Source organism: Enterobacter sp. MEB024 (genome assembly GCF_030209635.1).
GTDB classification, from domain to species: domain Bacteria; phylum Pseudomonadota; class Gammaproteobacteria; order Enterobacterales; family Enterobacteriaceae; genus Enterobacter; species Enterobacter ludwigii.
In genome coordinates, this window is record NZ_JARVRQ010000008.1 from 206,522 (window position 1) to 225,163 (window position 18,642).

18 protein-coding genes are annotated in these 18,642 nt (G+C 54.6%); 10 read left to right on the forward strand and 8 right to left on the reverse strand.

Annotation, left to right across the window (positions count from 1 at the left end; genetic code table 11):
- Nucleotides 1-3: 3 nt before the first annotated feature.
- Nucleotides 4-1,401, reverse strand: coding sequence for a chromosomal replication initiator protein DnaA (dnaA, locus tag QRN24_RS15475; protein WP_020882755.1), 1,398 nt, complete (start codon nt 1,399-1,401; stop codon nt 4-6).
- A gap of 600 nt (nt 1,402-2,001) precedes the next feature.
- Here dnaA and rpmH point away from each other — a divergent pair.
- From rpmH to QRN24_RS15520, 9 genes are all read left to right on the forward strand, one after another.
- Nucleotides 2,002-2,142 (forward strand): 50S ribosomal protein L34, encoded by a 141-nt coding sequence (gene rpmH / locus QRN24_RS15480; RefSeq protein WP_000831330.1) that lies wholly within the window; start codon nt 2,002-2,004, stop codon nt 2,140-2,142.
- Between the two features lie 16 nt (nt 2,143-2,158).
- Complete coding sequence (rnpA, locus tag QRN24_RS15485) at nt 2,159-2,518, forward strand: ribonuclease P protein component (RefSeq protein ID WP_014172301.1); 360 nt, start codon at nt 2,159-2,161, stop codon at nt 2,516-2,518.
- Nucleotides 2,482-2,739, forward strand: a complete 258-nt coding sequence (gene yidD / locus QRN24_RS15490) for a membrane protein insertion efficiency factor YidD (RefSeq protein WP_001307474.1) — start codon at nt 2,482-2,484, stop codon at nt 2,737-2,739. The genes rnpA and yidD overlap by 37 nt, the downstream gene beginning before the upstream one ends.
- Before the next feature lie 2 nt (nt 2,740-2,741).
- On the forward strand, nt 2,742-4,385 hold the full coding sequence (gene yidC / locus QRN24_RS15495; RefSeq protein ID WP_014172300.1) for a membrane protein insertase YidC: 1,644 nt from the start codon (nt 2,742-2,744) through the stop codon (nt 4,383-4,385).
- A 72-nt stretch (nt 4,386-4,457) separates the two neighbouring features.
- Nucleotides 4,458-5,822 carry a tRNA uridine-5-carboxymethylaminomethyl(34) synthesis GTPase MnmE gene (gene mnmE, locus QRN24_RS15500; protein ID WP_014172299.1) on the forward strand — a complete coding sequence of 455 codons (1,365 nt, stop codon included), beginning with the start codon at nt 4,458-4,460 and terminating at the stop codon, nt 5,820-5,822.
- 111 nt (nt 5,823-5,933) lie between these two features.
- Nucleotides 5,934-7,109 (forward strand): MFS transporter, encoded by a 1,176-nt coding sequence (locus QRN24_RS15505; RefSeq protein ID WP_047742678.1) that lies wholly within the window; start codon nt 5,934-5,936, stop codon nt 7,107-7,109.
- A complete protein-coding gene (gene yidZ, locus QRN24_RS15510) occupies nt 7,078-8,049 on the forward strand; it encodes an HTH-type transcriptional regulator YidZ (protein ID WP_040018322.1) in 972 nt (323 codons plus the stop codon). Before QRN24_RS15505 ends, yidZ begins: the two co-directional genes overlap by 32 nt.
- A 122-nt stretch (nt 8,050-8,171) precedes the next feature.
- Nucleotides 8,172-8,918 carry a 4'-phosphopantetheinyl transferase family protein gene (locus tag QRN24_RS15515; RefSeq protein ID WP_014172296.1) on the forward strand — a complete coding sequence of 249 codons (747 nt, stop codon included), beginning with the start codon at nt 8,172-8,174 and terminating at the stop codon, nt 8,916-8,918.
- Nucleotides 8,919-8,954: 36 nt separating this feature from the next.
- Nucleotides 8,955-9,521 carry an NADPH-dependent FMN reductase gene (locus tag QRN24_RS15520; protein ID WP_020882759.1) on the forward strand — a complete coding sequence of 189 codons (567 nt, stop codon included), beginning with the start codon at nt 8,955-8,957 and terminating at the stop codon, nt 9,519-9,521.
- An 87-nt stretch (nt 9,522-9,608) separates the two neighbouring features.
- On the opposite strand, the gene QRN24_RS15525 is transcribed toward QRN24_RS15520, so the two are convergent.
- Nucleotides 9,609-10,946, reverse strand: a complete 1,338-nt coding sequence (locus QRN24_RS15525; protein WP_138614807.1) for an NCS2 family permease — start codon at nt 10,944-10,946, stop codon at nt 9,609-9,611.
- 166 nt (nt 10,947-11,112) lie between these two features.
- Between QRN24_RS15525 and yieH the strand changes: the two genes are divergently transcribed.
- Nucleotides 11,113-11,778 carry a 6-phosphogluconate phosphatase gene (gene yieH, locus QRN24_RS15530; RefSeq protein WP_014172293.1) on the forward strand — a complete coding sequence of 222 codons (666 nt, stop codon included), beginning with the start codon at nt 11,113-11,115 and terminating at the stop codon, nt 11,776-11,778.
- Nucleotides 11,779-11,863: 85 nt separating this feature from the next.
- Here yieH and phoU read toward each other — a convergent pair whose 3' ends face one another.
- The 6 genes from phoU to glmS form a co-directional block, all read right to left on the reverse strand.
- Nucleotides 11,864-12,589 (reverse strand): phosphate signaling complex protein PhoU, encoded by a 726-nt coding sequence (phoU, locus tag QRN24_RS15535; RefSeq protein WP_008500182.1) that lies wholly within the window; start codon nt 12,587-12,589, stop codon nt 11,864-11,866.
- A gap of 14 nt (nt 12,590-12,603) precedes the next feature.
- Entirely contained in the window at nt 12,604-13,377 is a 774-nt protein-coding gene (gene pstB, locus QRN24_RS15540) for a phosphate ABC transporter ATP-binding protein PstB (RefSeq protein ID WP_014172291.1), read from the reverse strand.
- A gap of 47 nt (nt 13,378-13,424) precedes the next feature.
- Complete coding sequence (gene pstA, locus QRN24_RS15545; protein ID WP_014172289.1) at nt 13,425-14,315, reverse strand: phosphate ABC transporter permease PstA; 891 nt, start codon at nt 14,313-14,315, stop codon at nt 13,425-13,427.
- Complete coding sequence (pstC, locus tag QRN24_RS15550; RefSeq protein WP_014172288.1) at nt 14,315-15,274, reverse strand: phosphate ABC transporter permease PstC; 960 nt, start codon at nt 15,272-15,274, stop codon at nt 14,315-14,317. The genes pstA and pstC overlap by 1 nt, the downstream gene beginning before the upstream one ends.
- Before the next feature lie 80 nt (nt 15,275-15,354).
- Nucleotides 15,355-16,395 (reverse strand): phosphate ABC transporter substrate-binding protein PstS, encoded by a 1,041-nt coding sequence (gene pstS, locus QRN24_RS15555; RefSeq protein WP_059305815.1) that lies wholly within the window; start codon nt 16,393-16,395, stop codon nt 15,355-15,357.
- Nucleotides 16,396-16,716: 321 nt separating this feature from the next.
- The gene (gene glmS, locus QRN24_RS15560; protein WP_044857050.1) at nt 16,717-18,546 is read right to left on the reverse strand and encodes a glutamine--fructose-6-phosphate transaminase (isomerizing); all 1,830 of its coding nucleotides are present in this window, start codon (nt 18,544-18,546) and stop codon (nt 16,717-16,719) included.
- Between the last annotated feature and the right edge of the window lie 96 nt (nt 18,547-18,642).

Genomic DNA, 18,642 nt, shown 5'->3' on the forward strand with positions numbered 1-18,642 from the left:
GCGTCACGATGATAATGTTCTGATTAAATTGGAAAAATCTTCTTTTATGTCGTGGCTTTCTTCGCGTAACTGCTCAATCTTACGACAAGCGTGCAGCACGGTCGTATGGTCACGGCCACCAAACGCATCGCCGATCTCCGGCAGACTGTGGTTGGTTAACTCCTTTGCCAGCGCCATCGCCATCTGACGCGGACGCGCCACCGAGCGGGAACGACGTTTAGACAGCAAATCTGCCACTTTGATTTTGTAGTACTCGGCCACCGTCTTTTGAATATTGTCGATAGTGACCAATTTTTCCTGCAGTGCCAGCAAATCGCGCAGCGCTTCACGCACAAAATCGATGGTGATCGCACGGCCGGTGAAGTTGGCATTGGCAATCACGCGGTTCAGTGCCCCTTCAAGTTCACGGACGTTGGAGCGCAGACGCTTGGCAATAAAGAACGCCACTTCACCCGGCAGGCGAATGTCGTTTTCATCGGCTTTCTTCATCAGGATCGCGACGCGGGTTTCCAGTTCCGGTGGCTCGATCGCCACGGTCAGGCCCCAGCCAAAACGGGATTTCAGACGATCTTCAACGCCGTTGATCTCTTTTGGATAACGATCCGACGTCAAAATGATCTGCTGATTACCTTCCAGCAGCGCATTAAAGGTGTGGAAAAACTCTTCCTGGGATCGTTCTTTGTTGGCAAAGAACTGGATGTCATCGATAAGCAGTGCGTCAACAGAACGGTAGTAGCGTTTAAACTCTTCGATCGCATTGTTTTGCAGGGCTTTTACCATGTCCTGAACGAAGCGCTCGGAGTGCATATACACCACTTTCGCATTTGGCTTACGCGCCATAATGCCGTTGCCTACCGCATGCAGAAGGTGCGTTTTACCCAAACCCGTGCCGCCATAAAGGAACAGCGGGTTGTAAGCACCACCGGGGTTATCTGCAACCTGGCGTGCCGCCGCGCGCGCCAGCTGGTTCGATTTACCTTCAACGAAGTTATCGAACGTGTGTTTAACATTGACGTTAGAACGGTAGGTTTGCTCTGCCGGAGCAGGCACGTTGTCCCAGCCCGAACGGGTCGCCGGAAGGGCGCGCGGTGCCGGAGCGGGGGCTGCCTGAGCAGGTATTGCCACATTTACCGTTTCACGCACGGTCTGCGTGACCGGTTTTGTTCCCACTTCAAAGCGTAGCTGTGGCGCATCGGATCCGCAGAAATCATTCAGCAGTCCATTGATGTTATTAAGGTATTTATCCCTTACCCAATCGAGCACAAAACGGTTTGGCGCATACAAAGCCAGCGTGTTATCGCTCAGTTCCGCCTGCAAGGGGCGGATCCACATACTGAATTCTGTGGCTGGTAACTCATCCTGCAATCGGGCAAGACACTGCTGCCAAAGCGAAAGTGACACGGCGGACTCCACTCGAACAATAAAAGAAAACTATTGAATATTCATGATTGTTGGCGCACATCGACATGACCCTGTGCAAAAGGGTGATGTGCGAACCGCTATCTGCGGTTATACCCGGCCAGGATCGCTGGATCCCGATCGGGACCGCGGATCATAGCCTAAACTGAGCCAGAGATCTTCTGTTTCTCACAGATTCTTCCCGATTTATCCACAGGAAGATCGGAAACCGGGTAAGTGTAAACGATCCTGGGGCGAGTACCCTACGATTTAGCCCGCATATTGGAAAAATTAATGAGCACAGACAATTTCTTGCTTAAATGATCTAACGAAGATCCGGGACGATCCTTGCGCTTTGTTTGGGAGGCCGTATAATCCTCGACCCGGCGCGTGGTGCTCATCTTCCTGCGTCGTCCGTTGCTCATTTTCCACGCGAAAACGTGCGGAAATACGCGGGAAATAAGGAAAGAGAATTGACTCCGGAGTGTACAATTATTACAATCCGGCCTCTTTAATCACCCACGCTGAGGCGTTAGTCGTTCGAAACTCGTTCGGGTATACGCAAAAGTCAGTGAATTTATTCAAGTTTAGGTAGAAATCGCCATGAAACGCACTTTTCAACCGTCTGTACTGAAGCGCAACCGTTCTCACGGCTTCCGTGCTCGTATGGCTACTAAAAATGGTCGTCAGGTTCTGGCACGTCGTCGTGCTAAAGGCCGCGCTCGTCTGACCGTTTCCAAGTAATAAAGCTAACCCCTGAGTGGTTAAGCTAGCATTTCCCAGGGAGTTACGTTTGTTAACTCCCACTCATTTCACTTTCGTCTTCCAGCAGCCACAACGGGCTGGCACGCCGCAAATCACCATCCTCGGCCGCCTGAATTCGCTGGGGCATCCCCGCATCGGTCTTACTGTCGCCAAGAAAAACGTTAAGCGTGCGCATGAACGCAATCGGATTAAACGTCTGACGCGTGAAAGCTTCCGTTTACGTCAGCACGAACTGCCTTCAATGGATTTCGTGGTGGTGGCTAAAAAAGGGGTTGCCGACCTCGATAACCGTGCTCTCTCGGAAGCGTTGGAAAAATTATGGCGCCGCCATTGTCGCCTGGCTCGCGGGTCCTGATAGCCCTCATTCGGGTCTATCAACGCCTGATTAGTCCGCTACTCGGGCCGCACTGCCGTTTCACGCCAACATGCTCAAGCTACGGAATTGAGGCATTGCGCAGGTTTGGAGTGATAAAAGGCAGTTGGTTGACGGTGAAACGCGTATTAAAATGCCACCCTTTACACCCAGGTGGAGACGATCCCGTCCCGCCAGGACCCTTTGATACCAGAGAACACTAACGATGGATTCGCAACGCAATCTTCTTATCATCGCTTTGTTGTTCGTGTCTTTCATGATCTGGCAGGCATGGGAGCAGGATAAAAATCCTCAACCCCAGCAGCAGACCACGCAGACTACGACCACCGCAGCGGGTAGCGCCGCCGACCAGGGCGTACCGGCCAGTGGCCAGGGGAAACAGATTACGGTTAAGACCGATGTGCTTGAGCTGACTATCAACACCCGTGGTGGTGATGTTGAGCAGGCGCTGCTGTTGACCTACCCAAAAGAGCTGAAGTCTAACGAACCGTTCCAGTTACTGGAAACCACGCCTGAGTTTATCTACCAGGCCCAGAGCGGCCTGACCGGTCGTGATGGCCCGGATAACCCGGCTAACGGTGCGCGTCCACTGTACAACGTCGAGAAAGAGACCTTCGTACTGGCTGATGGTCAGAACGAAATCGCTATCCCGATGACCTACACCGACGCCGCGGGCAACACCTTCACCAAAACCTTCACCCTGAAACGCGGTGAATATGCGGTGAACGTGGGCTACAGCGTTCAGAACACCGGTGCGAAACCGCTGGAACTGTCGACCTTTGGTCAGCTGAAGCAGTCCATCAATCTGCCGTCTCACCGTGACACCGGAAGCAGCAACTTTGCGCTGCATACCTTCCGTGGCGCGGCGTACTCCACGCCTGATGCGAAGTACGAGAAATACAAATTCGACACCATTGCCGATAACGAAAACCTGAACGTCAGCGCTAAAGGCGGTTGGGTGGCAATGCTGCAGCAGTATTTCGCCACTGCGTGGGTGCCAACGAACGACGGTACTAACAACTTCTATACCGCGAACCTGGGTAACGGTCTTGCAGCCATTGGCTACAAATCTCAGCCGGTTCTGGTACAGCCGGGTCAAACCGGTAAGCTGGCAAGCACCCTGTGGGTCGGTCCGGAAATCCAGGACAAAATGGCTGCCGTTGCGCCGCACCTGGATCTGACCGTGGACTACGGCTGGTTGTGGTTCATCTCTCAGCCGCTGTTTAAGCTGCTGAAGTTCATCCACAGCTTCCTGGGTAACTGGGGCTTCTCCATCATCGTTATCACCTTCATCGTACGTGGCATCATGTACCCGCTGACTAAAGCGCAGTACACCTCCATGGCGAAGATGCGTATGCTGCAGCCGAAGATTCAGGCAATGCGTGAGCGTCTGGGCGATGACAAACAGCGTCAGAGCCAGGAGATGATGGCCCTGTATAAAGCAGAGAAAGTGAACCCACTGGGTGGTTGCTTCCCGCTGCTGATTCAGATGCCAATCTTCCTTGCGCTGTACTACATGCTGATGGGTTCCGTTGAGCTGCGCCACGCGCCGTTCGCCCTGTGGATCCATGACCTGTCTGCACAGGACCCATACTACATCCTGCCGATCCTGATGGGCGTAACGATGTTCTTCATCCAGAAGATGTCGCCGACCACCGTGACCGACCCGATGCAGCAGAAGATCATGACCTTTATGCCGGTCATCTTCACCGTGTTCTTCCTGTGGTTCCCGTCAGGTCTGGTGCTGTACTATATCGTCAGCAACCTGGTGACCATTATCCAGCAGCAGCTGATTTACCGTGGTCTGGAAAAACGTGGCCTGCATAGCCGCGAAAAGAAAAAATCCTGATTCGGTAAGTTAACGCTAAAATAAGGGCGGTCGATTGACCGCCTTTTTTATTTGTATTGAACGAGACCAACCATGAGCCATAACGACACTATCGTCGCCCAGGCAACCCCACCGGGACGCGGTGGTGTAGGCATTCTGCGTATCTCCGGCCTGAAGGCCCGCGAGGTCGCCGAAGCGGTGCTGGGTAAACTGCCAAAGCCGCGCTACGCTGATTATCTGCCGTTTAAAGACACTGACGGCACGCCGCTGGACCAGGGCATTGCGCTGTGGTTCCCGGGCCCGAACTCCTTTACCGGAGAAGACGTACTGGAGCTGCAGGGCCACGGTGGCCCGGTCATCCTCGACCTGCTGTTAAAACGCATTCTGACGCTGCCGGGCCTGCGCATTGCAAAGCCAGGTGAGTTCTCCGAGCGTGCCTTCCTGAACGACAAGCTCGACCTCGCACAGGCAGAAGCAATTGCTGACCTGATCGACGCCAGCTCCGAACAGGCAGCTCGCTCCGCACTGAACTCGCTTCAGGGCGCATTCTCGGCGCGCGTGAATCATCTTGTGGAAGCACTTACTCACCTGCGCATCTATGTCGAAGCGGCTATCGATTTCCCGGATGAGGAGATCGACTTCCTCTCTGACGGTAAAATTGAAGCTCAGCTCAATAGCGTGATGGCCGATCTCGACGCGGTGCGTGCCGAAGCACGTCAGGGTAGCCTGCTGCGCGAGGGGATGAAGGTCGTGATTGCGGGCCGCCCTAACGCCGGTAAATCGAGCCTGCTCAACGCCCTGGCGGGCCGTGAAGCGGCGATCGTCACCGACATCGCCGGTACCACCCGCGACGTGCTGCGTGAGCATATTCATATCGACGGTATGCCGCTGCACATCATCGACACGGCAGGTCTTCGCGACGCCAGTGACGAAGTAGAGCGCATCGGTATCGAACGTGCCTGGCAAGAGATTGAGCAGGCTGACCGCGTGCTGTTTATGGTGGACGGTACCACGACCGATGCCGTTGATCCGGCGGACATCTGGCCCGACTTTATTGCCCGCCTGCCGGCAAAACTGCCGATCACCGTGGTGCGTAACAAAGCGGATGTGACCGGCGAAACGCTGGGTATTAGTGAAGTGAATGGCCACTCACTTATTCGCCTGTCGGCCCGTACCGGTGAAGGCGTTGACGACCTGCGCAACCATCTCAAACAGAGCATGGGCTTTGATACCAGTATGGAAGGCGGCTTCCTTGCGCGCCGTCGTCACCTTCAGGCGCTGGAAGACGCGGCACGCCACCTCGATCAGGGGAAAGCACAGCTGCTTGGCGCATGGGCGGGTGAACTGCTGGCGGAAGAGCTGCGTCTGGCGCAGCAAAATCTGAGTGAGATAACCGGCGAATTTACCTCGGACGATCTGCTGGGACGGATTTTCTCGAGCTTCTGTATCGGCAAGTAATTACCGCTGATGATGGGTGATTTCCTCCCGGGAAATCACCTTTGTCCAAATGGCAACTCGCCTAATCCCTTTTATCCCCCTATTCTGCTTGCCTGCATCTATGGGGGGTTTATGGCTCGTTTTCTGTTTTGTAGTTTTGCGCTGGTTCTGCTCTATCCATCGGGTATTGATATGTATCTGGTGGGGCTGCCGCACATTGCCCGCGATCTGGGTGCCAGCGAGGCGCAGCTGCATATTGCGTTTTCGGCCTATCTCGCCGGGATGGCATCATCGATGGTATTTGCCGGGAAAATCGCGGACAAAGCGGGTCGTCAGCCCGTGGCCATTACCTGTGCCATCATCTTCGCGCTGGCGTCAATGCTCTGCTCCCTGGCCCAGGACAGTACCCTGTTCCTGACAGGACGCTTTATCCAGGGGATAGGTGCCGGTGGCTGTTATGTAGTGGCCTTCGCCATCCTGCGCGATACCTTAAGCGCTCAGCGCCGTGCCAAAGTGCTTTCCATGCTCAACGGTATTACCTGCATCATTCCGGTGATGGCGCCGGTGGTGGGCTATCTGATCATGCTGAAATTCCCGTGGCAGAGCCTGTTCTGGACGATGGCGGCCATGGGTGCGCTGGTCTTTATCCTCTCGATCACGGTGTTGAAAGAGACCCATCCAGGCTCGCAAAACACAGGCCATACGGCAACCCTTCATCCGGCCGAGACGCTGCTAAACCGCTTTTTCCTGAGTCGCCTGGCCATTACCACACTGAGCGTGGCGGTGATCCTGACGTATGTAAACGTTTCCCCGGTGTTGCTGATGGAGACCATGGGGTTTGATCGCGGTGAGTATTCCACCGTGATGGCACTTACCGCGATGGTCAGTATGGCCGTCTCGTTCTCGACGCCGTTCGCACTGAATATCTTCCGTCAGCGCACACTCATGCTAACTTCGCAGGTGCTGTTCCTCGCTGCGGGGGGGATTCTGGCGACCACCAGCACACATGCGCTGATGCTGGTAGGGATTACGCTGATTTGCGCCGGCTTCTCCGTCGGCTTTGGCGTGGCGATGAGTCAGGCGCTTGGCCCGTTCTCGCTGCGCGCGGGTGTGGCAAGCTCGGTGCTGGGTATTGCACAGGTCTGCGGTTCGTCGCTGTGGATATGGCTGGCGGCGGTCATCGGCCTTAATGCGCTCAATATGCTGATCGGGATTCTGATTGGTTGTAGCATGCTCTGCATCACCTTACTTATGGTCATCCAGCCCGCGGCCCATTATGAAGAAGCCAATCAGCAGTCTCGATCTTAACCTGTTGTTGTGTCTGCAGCTTTTGCTGCAGGAGCGCAGCGTAACCAAAGCCGCGAAACGGATGAACGTAACCCCGTCCGCGGTAAGTAAATCGCTGGCGAAACTGCGCGACTGGTTTGACGATCCGCTGTTTGTGAAAACACCGTTAGGCCTGCTGCCGACACCGCTGACGATGAGCCTGGAGCAGGATCTGGCCGACTGGATGCAGATTGGCAATCAGATCCTCGATAAATTCCATCATGACTCCCCGGGCGGGCTGACGTTCGTGCTGGCCGCGGAAACGCCTCTGATGTTGATCCGTTTTAATGCCCTGCTCGAGCAGGTCAATCAGCGCTATCCACAGGCCACGGTAAAGATGCGCCACTGGGATTACGACTCGGTGGATGCCATTACGCGCGGAGAAGTCGATCTTGGCTTCACGGGCCGTGAAACGCATCCGCGCTCCCGCGAGCTGTTGAAGCTCATGCCGTGGTTTATCGACTACGAAATTCTGTTCAGCGACCGCCCCTGCGTCTATTTGCGCGAAGATCATCCGGCTCTTCAGGAAGAGTGGAACCTGGAGACTTTCCTGCGCTATCCGCATATCAGCATCTTCTGGGAGCGCAGCGACACCTGGGCGCTTGATGAGGTGCTCAGAGAGATGGGACGTGAGCGTAATATCGCCATGAGCCTGCCCGGTTTCGAACAGTCGATGTTTATGGCGGCGCAGCCCGGCCATAACTACATCGCCACGGCACCACACTACTGCCATCACTATAATCAACTCCACCAGCGTAAGCTGATCGCCCTGCCCATTCCCATTGATGAAGCCCAGGCTGAAAAACTGACCGTTCCTTTCACGCTGATCTGGCATAAACGAAACAGCCATAATCCGAAAATCCTCTGGCTCCGTGAGACAATCAAAGCGCTATATGCCGCTCCAGCGCTTATTTTTGCCTAAGAAAATGTAAAGTTGGGTCCTCAGGCTTCTCTTACTCCCATTTACTGATTAAAACAGAAGGCAAGTTAAGCGATAATCATGTAACCGTTTAACCGAATACGACCATTATCAAGGAGCGAAAAATGGCAACGCACTTTGCAAGAGGGATACTGACAGAGGGACATCTCGTATCGGCCAGAATTTCATCCGCGTGTCACCAGGAAGCACGTAAACTGCCGGAGCATCGCCGGACGCGGTTTTTGGCATCCCGCGCGCTTCTCGCTGAGCTGATGTTCATGCTGTACGGCACCAGTGAACTGCCGGATATCCTCACCCAACCTGAAGGCCGCCCGGTCTTTGCCGACCCGGAGCTGCCGCGTTTCTCCATTGCCTACACGGGCAATATCATTGGCGTCGCGCTCACTACTGAAGGGGATTGCGGCCTGGACATGGAGCTTCAGCACGCAACCCGCGGCTTCCACGGCGCGAACCCGCACGATGACTACCCGCTTTCCAGTAATGAAAAGCTGTGGGTGCGTAACCAGAACGATCCCATCGAGGCCAGAGCTCAGCTCATTACCTTACGCCAGAGCATTCGAAAGCTCTGTGGCTGTGCATCAGACGACGCCAGCCTGCTGCAATTGCTTCCCGGCTCCGGACGCCTGCGTTCCGCTAAAGCCACGCTGGTAGAGGCGCTCAGCGATGCTGAAGACGTACTGATTTGGTCCATCGCGGTGACCCCCGCCATCGAACGATTGAAAATCTGGGAATTTGACAGTCAACACGGATGGAGTAGCCTTCCGGATGTGCCCGAGCGAGCCAACGAACCCGCCGCGCGCCTGATGAGATTAACCAGTTTACCGGCAGAAAAAGCATATACCCTTAGCTGATCCATTCAGGGTCATCATGATGAAACAGGAGTAATCATGTCTGATACGTTGAAAGTTGTTACGTTACTGGGAAGCCTGCGCAAAGGTTCATTTAACGGGATGGTTGCCCGCACGCTGCCTCAGCTGGCACCGGCAGGTATGGACATTAGCGCCCTGCCATCGATTGGCGACATTCCGCTTTACGACGCGGATGTGCAGCAGGAAGAAGGGTTTCCACAGAGCGTAGAAGCGCTTGCAGAGCAGATCCGCCAGGCCGACGGCGTGGTGATTGTTACGCCTGAATATAACTACTCCGTCCCGGGTGGCCTGAAGAATGCCATTGACTGGTTATCCCGTCTCCCGGAGCAGCCGCTATCGGGTAAACCGGTGCTGATCCAGACCAGCTCTATGGGCGCTATTGGCGGGGCACGCTGCCAGTACCATCTGCGTCAGATCCTGGTCTTCCTGGATGCGATGGTAATGAACAAACCGGAATTTATGGGGGGCGTGATTCAGAACAAGGTCGACCCGCAGACGGGTGAAGTGGTGGATCAAAGTACGCGTGACCATCTTTCTGGCCAGCTGACCGCGTTTGGTGATTATATTAAGCGAGTGAAAGCTTAAACGTAGCCTGACACCCTCACTCTGGCCCTCTCCCACAGGGAGAGGGCGCAAACACAAAAGCCCTTTTCGTCGAAAAGGGCTTTCTGTTTATTTGGCATCAATAAAAACAATCTTCAGCACAAACAGCAGCGCCACAATGATGACGCACGGGCTGAGGTCGCGGAAGCGACCGGTACCAATCTTCATGACGCAGTAGGAGATAAAGCCCAGCGCGATACCTTCGGTGATCGAGAAGCTAAACGGCATCATCACCGCGGTAATAAACGCAGGCACCGCTTCGGTTAAATCATCCCACTTCACGCGCGACAGGCTGGAGGTCATTAACACCCCCACGTAGATCAGCGCGCCGGCTGCTGCATACGGAGGCACCATGCCCGCCAGCGGTGACAGGAAGATCACCAGCAGGAACAGGATACCCACCACAACCGCCGTCAGACCGGTACGGCCACCCACAGAGACACCTGAAGAGGATTCAATGTAAGCGGTAACAGACGATGTACCGATAAACGCGCCGGTGACAGAGGAGACACTGTCAACAAACAGCGCCTGCTTCATGCGCGGGAATTTCCCATTCTCATCCGCCAGGCCAGCTTTGTCGGTCACGCCAATCAGCGTACCGGAGGAGTCAAACAGGTTAACCAGCATGAAGGAGAAAATCACGCCCGCCAGACCCAGGTTCAGGGAGCCTGCCAGATCGACGTGCCCAATGACGGTGGACACGCTCGGTGGCGCGGAGACAATCCCTTTGTACTGCACATCGCCCAGCATCCAGCCCAGCAGCGTGGTGACCACGATGGAAACCAGCACGGCCGCATGAATATTGCGCGAGGCCAGGATAGCGATGATAAAGAAGCCCAGCACGCCCAGCAGCACGTTGTGCGAGGTCAGGTGACCGATGCTCACCAGCGTGTCCGGGTTAGCCACGATAACGCCTGCATTTTTCAGACCCATCATGCCGATAAACAGACCAATACCGCTGGTAATGCCCACGCGCAGGCTCACCGGAATATTGGCTATCATCCAGTAACGTACGCGGAAAATGGTCAGTAACAGCAGGCCAACCGCGCCCCAGAAGATAGCGCCCATGCCAACCTGCCATGGCAGACCCATCGCCTGGACGACCACGAACGCGAAGAAAGCGTTCAGGCCCATTGCCGGGGCCAGCGCCACGGGCAGGTTAGCGAACACGCCCATCAGGATACTGCCCAGCGCAGCGATCAGACAGGTGGTCACGAAGACGGCGCTGGTGTCCATGCCAGCAACGCCCAGAATTTGTGGGTTAACAAAAACGATATAGACCATCGTCAGGAAGGTGGTGAAACCGGCGATCACTTCGGTGCGTGCCGTTGTGCCGTGCTCACGCAGTTTAAACACGCGCTCAAGCAGACCCTGACCAGATGTCTGGGTAGTGTGTTGTTGACTCATCATCAATTTCCGAACAAGGAGGGAAAATTCGTCGCTATCCTATACCAAAATGCGACAATAGTGGCGGTTACGAGAGACATTTTTTCATTGATTTTGCTTATACGGCAACGATTGCGTCTCATTAAACTGCCGTACGTAAACGTTAAACTTGTAAAAAGGGAAAGGCATGTCCGGAATTGAAGCGGTATTTTTCGACTGCGACGGTACGCTGGTCGACAGTGAGGTCATTTGTTCCCGCGCGTATGTGACCATGTTCAGGGAATTTGGCATTACGCTGGATCTCGAAGAGGTGTTTAAACGCTTTAAAGGCGTGAAGCTCTACGAGATCATCGACATCATTAACGAAGAGCACGGTGTGGATCTGGCGAAAGCAGATCTGGAGCCGGTCTACCGCGCCGAGGTCGCACGCCTCTTCGACTCCGAGCTGGAGGTCATTGCCGGGGCGAATGCGCTTCTGGATGCGATGACGGTGCCCATCTGCGTGGTCTCGAACGGTCCGGTCAGCAAAATGCAGCACTCGCTGGGTAAGCTTGAAATGTTGCACCACTTCCCGGAAAAACTGTTCAGCGGCTACGATATCCAGCGCTGGAAGCCAGACCCGGCGTTGATGTTCCATGCAGCAAAAGCGATGAACGTTAACGTGGCGAACTGCATTCTGGTGGATGACTCTTCTGCGGGAGCGCAGTCGGGAATTGATGCGGGTATGGAGGTGTTTTATTTCTGCGCCGATCCGCACAACAAACCGATCGATCATCCGAAAGTGACGACCTTCACCGATCTGGCGCAGCTGCCAGAATTGTGGAAGGCTCGCGGGTGGAATATTACTCGCTGAAAAAAAGCCGGATAGCGCTGACGCTTATCCGGCCTATAAGGTTCGCAGGCCCGGTAAGCGCAGCAGCACCGGGCATGTTAGCGCATCACTCTTTCGGATCTTTACCCGCCAGCAGCTTGTCCAGCTCATCGCCGCCAACGTGACGGAAATCCTGTCCTTTCACGAAGTAGAAGATGTATTCGCAAATGTTCTGGCAACGGTCACCGATACGCTCAATTGAGCGCGCGCAGAACAGTGCGGTCAGGACGCTTGGGATCGTACGGGAGTCTTCCATCATGTAGGTCATCAGCTGACGCACGATGCCTTCATACTCCTGGTCGACCTTTTTGTCTTCACGGTAGATACGTACCGCTTCGTCCAGATCCATTCGCGCAAAGGCATCCAGTACGTCATGCAGCATCTGCACGGTATGACGACCCAGCGACTCGAGGCTCACCAGCAGTGGCTGGTGCTGCTGAGAGAATTTCTCCAGCGCGGTGCGGCAGATTTTATCCGCAACGTCACCAATACGCTCCAGCTCGGCGATGGTTTTGATGATCGCCATAACCAGACGCAGGTCGCTCGCCGTTGGCTGACGCTTGGCGATAATACGCACGCAGGCTTCATCAATGGCGACTTCCATCATATTGACGTTTTTATCACCTTCGATAACGCGCTTTGCCAGCTCGCTGTCCTGGTTGTGCATCGCGGTAATGGCATCGGAAAGCTGCTGCTCAACCATGCCACCCATGGTCATCACCTGAGTGCGAATACTTTCCAGCTCTGCGTTGAACTGGCCTGAAATGTGTTTGTTAAGATTGAGATTGTCCATAGCGCGCTCCTGAATCAACCGTAACGACCGGTGATATAGTCTTCTGTTTGCTTTTTAGCGGGCTTGGTGAACAGATCGTCCGTATTGCTGAACTCAATCAACTCGCCCAGGTACATAAACGCCGTGTAATCGGAACAACGCGCAGCCTGCTGCATGTTGTGGGTCACGATAACCACGGTGTAATCCTGCTTCAGCTCGGTGATCAACTCTTCAATACGGCCGGTTGAGATCGGGTCCAGAGCTGAACACGGCTCATCCAGCAACAACACTTCCGGGCGAATGGCGATACCACGCGCAATGCACAGACGCTGCTGCTGACCACCGGAGAGAGAGTAACCGCTCTGGTGCAACTTATCTTTGGTTTCGTTCCATAATGCGGCCTTGGTCAAAGCCCACTGAACGCGCTCATCCATATCCGTACGGGAGAGCTTTTCAAACAGACGTACGCCAAAGGCGATGTTGTCATAGATGGACATCGGGAACGGCGTCGGTTTCTGGAACACCATCCCGACTTTCGCACGCAGCAGGGCGATATCCTGGCTGTTGGTCAGAATGTTATCGCCGTCCAGGATGATTTCACCTTCGGCACGCTGCTCCGGATAGAGCGAATACATTTTGTTAAAGGTACGCAGCAGCGTGGATTTACCACAGCCAGACGGACCGATAAATGCCGTGACCTGGTTCCTGGCGATATCCAGGTTGATGTTCTTCAGGGCATGGAATTTGCCGTAGTAGAAGTTCAAATCACGAACCTGAATCTTACCCGGGGCAGTATCAACCATACTCATTGACTCATTTCCTCATTCGGCGCCGCGATCTGCCGCGCCGTAAAAATTTAACCGTGTTTCTGCTTCGCGAAAATGACGCGCGCCAGAATGTTCAGCAACAGTACGCAAAGGGTAATGATCAGCACCCCGGCCCAGGCCAGCTGCTGCCATTCCGCGAATGGGCTCATCGCAAATTTAAAAATCGTCACCGGCAGGTTGGCGATCGGCTGCATCATGTCCGTACTCCAGAACTGGTTGGAGAGGGCAGTAAACAGCAGCGGCGCCGTTTCGCCTGCAATACGGGCAATGGCCAGCAGGATACCGGTCATGATCCCCGATACGGAGGCTTTCAGCGTAATCGCGGAGATCATTTTCCACTTCGGCGTGCCCAGCGCGTAAGCCGCTTCACGCAGGCTATCCGGCACCAGTTTCAGCATGTTCTCGGTGGTACGAATGACGATAGGTACCTGCAGCAGCGCCAGCGCAATCACGCCGGCCCAGCCGGAGAAGTGTTCCATTTGCGCCACCACAATGGTGTAAACAAACAGACCGACCACGATAGACGGCGCAGACAGCAGGATGTCGTTAATGAAACGAATCACCTCTGCCAGCCAGGATTTACGCCCGTACTCCGCCAGATAAATCCCCGCCATAATGCCAAGCGGCGTACCAACTACCGTCGCCCAGAGGATCAGCAAACCGCTTCCCGCCAGGGCATTCGCCAGGCCGCCACCCGCCGTATTTGGCGGCGGCGTCATCTCGGTGAACAGTGACAGCGACATCCCGTCGATACCGCGCACAACGGTCGAGAACAGGATCCAGACCAGCCAGAACAGACCGAACGCCATCGTTGCCATTGAGAGCGTCAACGCAACGCGGTTTTTGAAACGACGCTTCGCCTGCATTTTGCGACGGGATTCCGCCAGCGCAGTGGTGCTTTGCATTTCGAGAGTTGCCATTAGCGTGCCCCCTCATTTTTTGCGAGACGCAGGATCATCAGCTTGGAAATCGCCAGCACAATGAAGGTAATCACAAACAGGATCAGGCCCAGTTCCATCAGCGCCGCGACGTGCAGCCCGGATTCCGCTTCGGCAAATTCATTCGCCAGTGCGGAAGTAATACTGTTACCCGGCATGTAGAGGGAGGCGCTGTCGAGCTGGTAGGTGTTACCGATAATAAAGGTCACCGCCATGGTTTCACCCAAAGCACGGCCTAACCCCAGCATGACGCCGCCAATCACCCCATTTTTGGTGAACGGAAGGACGATGCGCCAGATAACTTCCCAGGTGGTGCAGCCGATGCCGTAGGCCGACTCTTTCATCATCACCGGCGTTTGTTCGAAGACATCGCGCATTACCGCCGCAATGTACGGAATAATCATAATGGCGAGGATCACCCCCGCAGCCAGAATACCGATACCGAAAGCCGGGCCAGAGAACAGGGTGCCGACAAACGGAATGGCAGAGAGAACATTACCCACCGGTTCCTGGAAGTACGTTGCGAACAGGGGAGCAAAGATAAACAGGCCCCACATGCCGTACACGATACTTGGAATAGCGGCCAGCAGTTCAATGGCGATACCCAGTGGACGACGCAACCAGCCCGGCGCCAGTTCCGTCAGGAACAGGGCAATACCAAAGCTCACCGGCACCGCAATCAGCAGGGCGATAAACGACGTCACCAGCGTGCCGTAAATCGGCACCAGCGCACCGTAGATATCGTTCGGCGCATCCCACTCTTTGGTCCACAGGAAGGAGAAACCGAATTTCTGGATGCTCGGCCAGGAGGAGAAAATCAGGGACACGATAATGCCGCCCAGCAGCAATAGCACAATCAGCGCAGCCAGTTTGACCAGCGCGCTGAAAATCATGTCACCTTTTTTACCCGGAGGGTTAAATGCAGGCTTTGTTGCAGCCATAAATCACTCTTCTGTTAAACGCGTTTACGAAATCGGCGGGTAGCGCGAGCGCCACCCGCCATTTTCGTCAGAATACTAAGTTAATACAATGCTTTACCGCTGCTGTCTTTCACGTTGGTTTTCCATGCAGCGCGAATCTGCTCAACCACGTTGTCCGGCAGGGTGGCGTAATCCAGCGCGTTAGCCTGTTTGCCGCCGTTTTTGTACGCCCAGTCAAAGAACTTCAACACTTCAGCGCCCTGCTCAGGTTTCTTCTGCTCTTTGTGAACCAGAATGAAGGTGGTAGAGGTGATTGGCCACGCACCTTCGCCTTTCTGGTTAGTCAGATCCTGAGCGAAGGATTTGCTCCAGTCAGCGCCTTTTGCAGCGTTAGCAAAGTTCTCTTCAGTCGGGCTGACTGGCTTGCCATCGGCAGAAACCAGTTTGGTGTAGGACAGGTTGTTCTGCTTAGCATACGCATACTCTACATAGCCGATAGAACCAGGCAGACGCTGTACGAACGCGGCGATACCGTCGTTGCCTTTACCACCCAGACCGGTTGGCCAGTTAACGGTAGAGCCGGAACCGACTTTAGATTTCCACTCTTCGTTCACTTTCGCCAGGTAGCTGGTGAAAACGAAAGAGGTACCGGAACCATCTGCACGACGAACCACTGCGATGTTCTGCGAAGGCAGTTTGACACCCGGGTTCAGTTTGGTGATGGCTTCGTCATCCCATTTTTTGATTTTACCGAGGTAGATGTCACCCAGGGTTTTGCCGTCCAGGACCAGCTCGCCTGATTTCAGGCCTGGAATGTTAACGGCCAGCACAACACCACCGATAACGGTCGGGAACTGGAACAGGCCTTCCTGCGCCAGTTTGTCATCAGACAGTGGAGCGTCTGATGCGCCGAAATCAACGGTATTCGCGGTAATTTGTTTTACGCCACCGGAGGAGCCGATACCCTGATAGTTAACCTTGTTACCGGTTTCTTTCTGGTAGGTATCCGCCCATTTGGCATACACCGGCGCAGGGAAGGTTGCACCAGCGCCAGTCAGGCTTGCTTCTGCAAATACAGAGAACGCGCTCAGAGATAAGGTCGCGGCGACAACAGTTGCGACAGTGGTACGCATAACTTTCATAATGTCTCCTGCAAGATTTTCGTAAATCGTTGTTTAGTGGCTACGATGAGCAAAATAGGACAAACAGGTGACAGATAAATGTACGAATTATGACAGTTTTATGACAATGAAAATTTAGCTTAAATATCAGTAAAAATTCATTTAATTATCATCTAGTTAACCACTTACGTGACAGCAAGTTTTCAGAAATATTTTCTTTATGTGACACTGAAAAAAGTAGCTGAAGATGACAGATTGTCATAAATAAAAATGCGGATGGGTTGATTAAAAACAAACCAGGAAGGGTAAAAAAGCTCCACCCGAAGGTGGAGCCTGAGGGGATTATTCTACGGTGACCGATTTCGCCAGGTTACGTGGCTGGTCAACGTCAGTGCCTTTGATCAGCGCGACGTGGTAGGCCAGCAACTGCAGCGGAACGGTGTAGAAGATAGGGGCAATCACCTCTTCCACATGCGGCATCTCGATGATGTGCATATTGTCGCTGCTCGCAAAGCCGGCGTCTTTATCGGCGAAGACGTACAGTACACCGCCGCGGGCGCGGACTTCTTCGATATTGGACTTCAGTTTTTCCAGCAGTTCGTTGTTAGGTGCCACAACGATGACCGGCATGTCTGCGTCAATCAGCGCCAGCGGGCCGTGTTTCAGCTCGCCAGCTGCGTAAGCTTCCGCGTGGATGTAGGAGATCTCTTTCAGCTTCAACGCGCCTTCCAGCGCAATTGGATACTGATCGCCACGGCCGAGGAACAGGGCGTGATGTTTGTCAGAGAAATCTTCCGCCAGCGCTTCAATGCGTTTGTCCTGAGACAGCATCTGCTCAATACGGCTTGGCAGCGCCTGCAGGCCATGAACGATGTCATGCTCAACAGCCGCATCCTGCCCTTTCAGACGCGCCAGTTTCGCCACCAGCATCAGCAGAACGGTCAGCTGAGTGGTAAACGCTTTGGTGGAGGCCACGCCGATTTCCGTGCCTGCGTTGGTCATCAGCGCCAGATCGGATTCACGAACCAGCGAAGAACCCGGCACGTTACAGATGGCCAGAGAGCCCAGATAGCCCAGCTCTTTAGAGAGACGCAGCGCCGCCAGGGTGTCCGCCGTTTCGCCAGACTGGGAAAGGGTGATCATCAGGCTATTACGACGCACCGCGGATTTGCGGTAGCGGAATTCTGAAGCGATTTCCACGTCACACGGAACACCGGCCAGGGATTCAAACCAGTAGCGGGAGACCATACCGGAGTTGTAGGAGGTACCGCAGGCCACGATCTGAATATGCTCAACCTTACCGAGCAGCTCATTGGCGTTGGCACCCAGTTCGCTCAGGTCCACCTCGCCGTGGCTGATGCGCCCGGTCAGGGTGTTTTTGATGGCGTTCGGCTGCTCGTAAATTTCTTTCTGCATGTAGTGACGGTAAGCGCCTTTGTCGCCTGCGTCGTACTGCAGATTGGATTCGATCTCCGGGCGTTTCACCTGCTCGCCTTTGGTATCGAATACCGTCACGCTGCGACGCGTCACTTCCGCGATATCACCCTCTTCCAGGAAGATAAAGCGACGGGTAACCGGCAGAAGTGCCAGCTGGTCAGAGGCGATAAAGTTCTCGCCCATGCCCAGACCGATAACCATTGGGCTACCGGAACGTGCGGCCAGCAGCGTGGACGGATCGCGTGAATCCATGATTACCGTACCGTATGCACCGCGCAGCTGAGGGATCGCGCGCAGCACCGCTTCACGCAGTGTACCGCCCTGCTCCAGCTCCCAGTGAACCAGGTGAGCAATAACTTCGGTGTCGGTTTCAGAGACGAAGGTATAGCCGCGCGCTTTAAGTTCTTCGCGCAGCGGTTCGTGGTTTTCGATAATGCCGTTATGCACGACCACGATGTGTTCGGACACATGCGGGTGCGCATTGCCTTCAGACGGTTCGCCGTGGGTCGCCCAGCGGGTGTGCGCAATACCCGTGCCACCGTGCAGCGGATGATCTTCCGCAGCCTGGGCCAGCATCTGCACTTTACCGAGACGACGCAGACGGGTCATATGCCCTTCTGCATCCACAACTGCCAGACCGGCAGAGTCGTAACCACGGTATTCCAGACGACGTAAACCTTCGAGAAGGATTTCAGCAATATCACGCTGCGCAACTGCGCCAACAATTCCACACATAGTTTAATTTCCTGATTATGGCGTTATGCCATGCGTTGTCGCTGACCTGTATTTGCCCTTTCCGGGCACCCCGAGCCTTGTAGAGAGTGGGGTTAT

What these genes read in the sequence shown, in the direction of transcription:
- rpmH (WP_000831330.1), top strand. Translation starts at nt 2,002, where the DNA reads ATGAAACGCACTTTTCAACCGTCTGTACTGAAGCGCAACCGTTCTCAC.
- yidD (WP_001307474.1), top strand. Translation starts at nt 2,482, where the DNA reads ATGGCGCCGCCATTGTCGCCTGGCTCGCGGGTCCTGATAGCCCTCATT.
- yidC (WP_014172300.1), top strand. Translation starts at nt 2,742, where the DNA reads ATGGATTCGCAACGCAATCTTCTTATCATCGCTTTGTTGTTCGTGTCT.
- mnmE (WP_014172299.1), top strand. Translation starts at nt 4,458, where the DNA reads ATGAGCCATAACGACACTATCGTCGCCCAGGCAACCCCACCGGGACGC.
- QRN24_RS15505 (WP_047742678.1), top strand. Translation starts at nt 5,934, where the DNA reads ATGGCTCGTTTTCTGTTTTGTAGTTTTGCGCTGGTTCTGCTCTATCCA.
- yidZ (WP_040018322.1), top strand. Translation starts at nt 7,078, where the DNA reads ATGAAGAAGCCAATCAGCAGTCTCGATCTTAACCTGTTGTTGTGTCTG.
- QRN24_RS15515 (WP_014172296.1), top strand. Translation starts at nt 8,172, where the DNA reads ATGGCAACGCACTTTGCAAGAGGGATACTGACAGAGGGACATCTCGTA.
- QRN24_RS15520 (WP_020882759.1), top strand. Translation starts at nt 8,955, where the DNA reads ATGTCTGATACGTTGAAAGTTGTTACGTTACTGGGAAGCCTGCGCAAA.
- QRN24_RS15525 (WP_138614807.1), bottom strand. Translation starts at nt 10,946, where the DNA reads ATGAGTCAACAACACACTACCCAGACATCTGGTCAGGGTCTGCTTGAG.
- yieH (WP_014172293.1), top strand. Translation starts at nt 11,113, where the DNA reads ATGTCCGGAATTGAAGCGGTATTTTTCGACTGCGACGGTACGCTGGTC.
- phoU (WP_008500182.1), bottom strand. Translation starts at nt 12,589, where the DNA reads ATGGACAATCTCAATCTTAACAAACACATTTCAGGCCAGTTCAACGCA.
- pstB (WP_014172291.1), bottom strand. Translation starts at nt 13,377, where the DNA reads ATGAGTATGGTTGATACTGCCCCGGGTAAGATTCAGGTTCGTGATTTG.
- pstA (WP_014172289.1), bottom strand. Translation starts at nt 14,315, where the DNA reads ATGGCAACTCTCGAAATGCAAAGCACCACTGCGCTGGCGGAATCCCGT.
- pstC (WP_014172288.1), bottom strand. Translation starts at nt 15,274, where the DNA reads ATGGCTGCAACAAAGCCTGCATTTAACCCTCCGGGTAAAAAAGGTGAC.
- pstS (WP_059305815.1), bottom strand. Translation starts at nt 16,395, where the DNA reads ATGAAAGTTATGCGTACCACTGTCGCAACTGTTGTCGCCGCGACCTTA.
- glmS (WP_044857050.1), bottom strand. Translation starts at nt 18,546, where the DNA reads ATGTGTGGAATTGTTGGCGCAGTTGCGCAGCGTGATATTGCTGAAATC.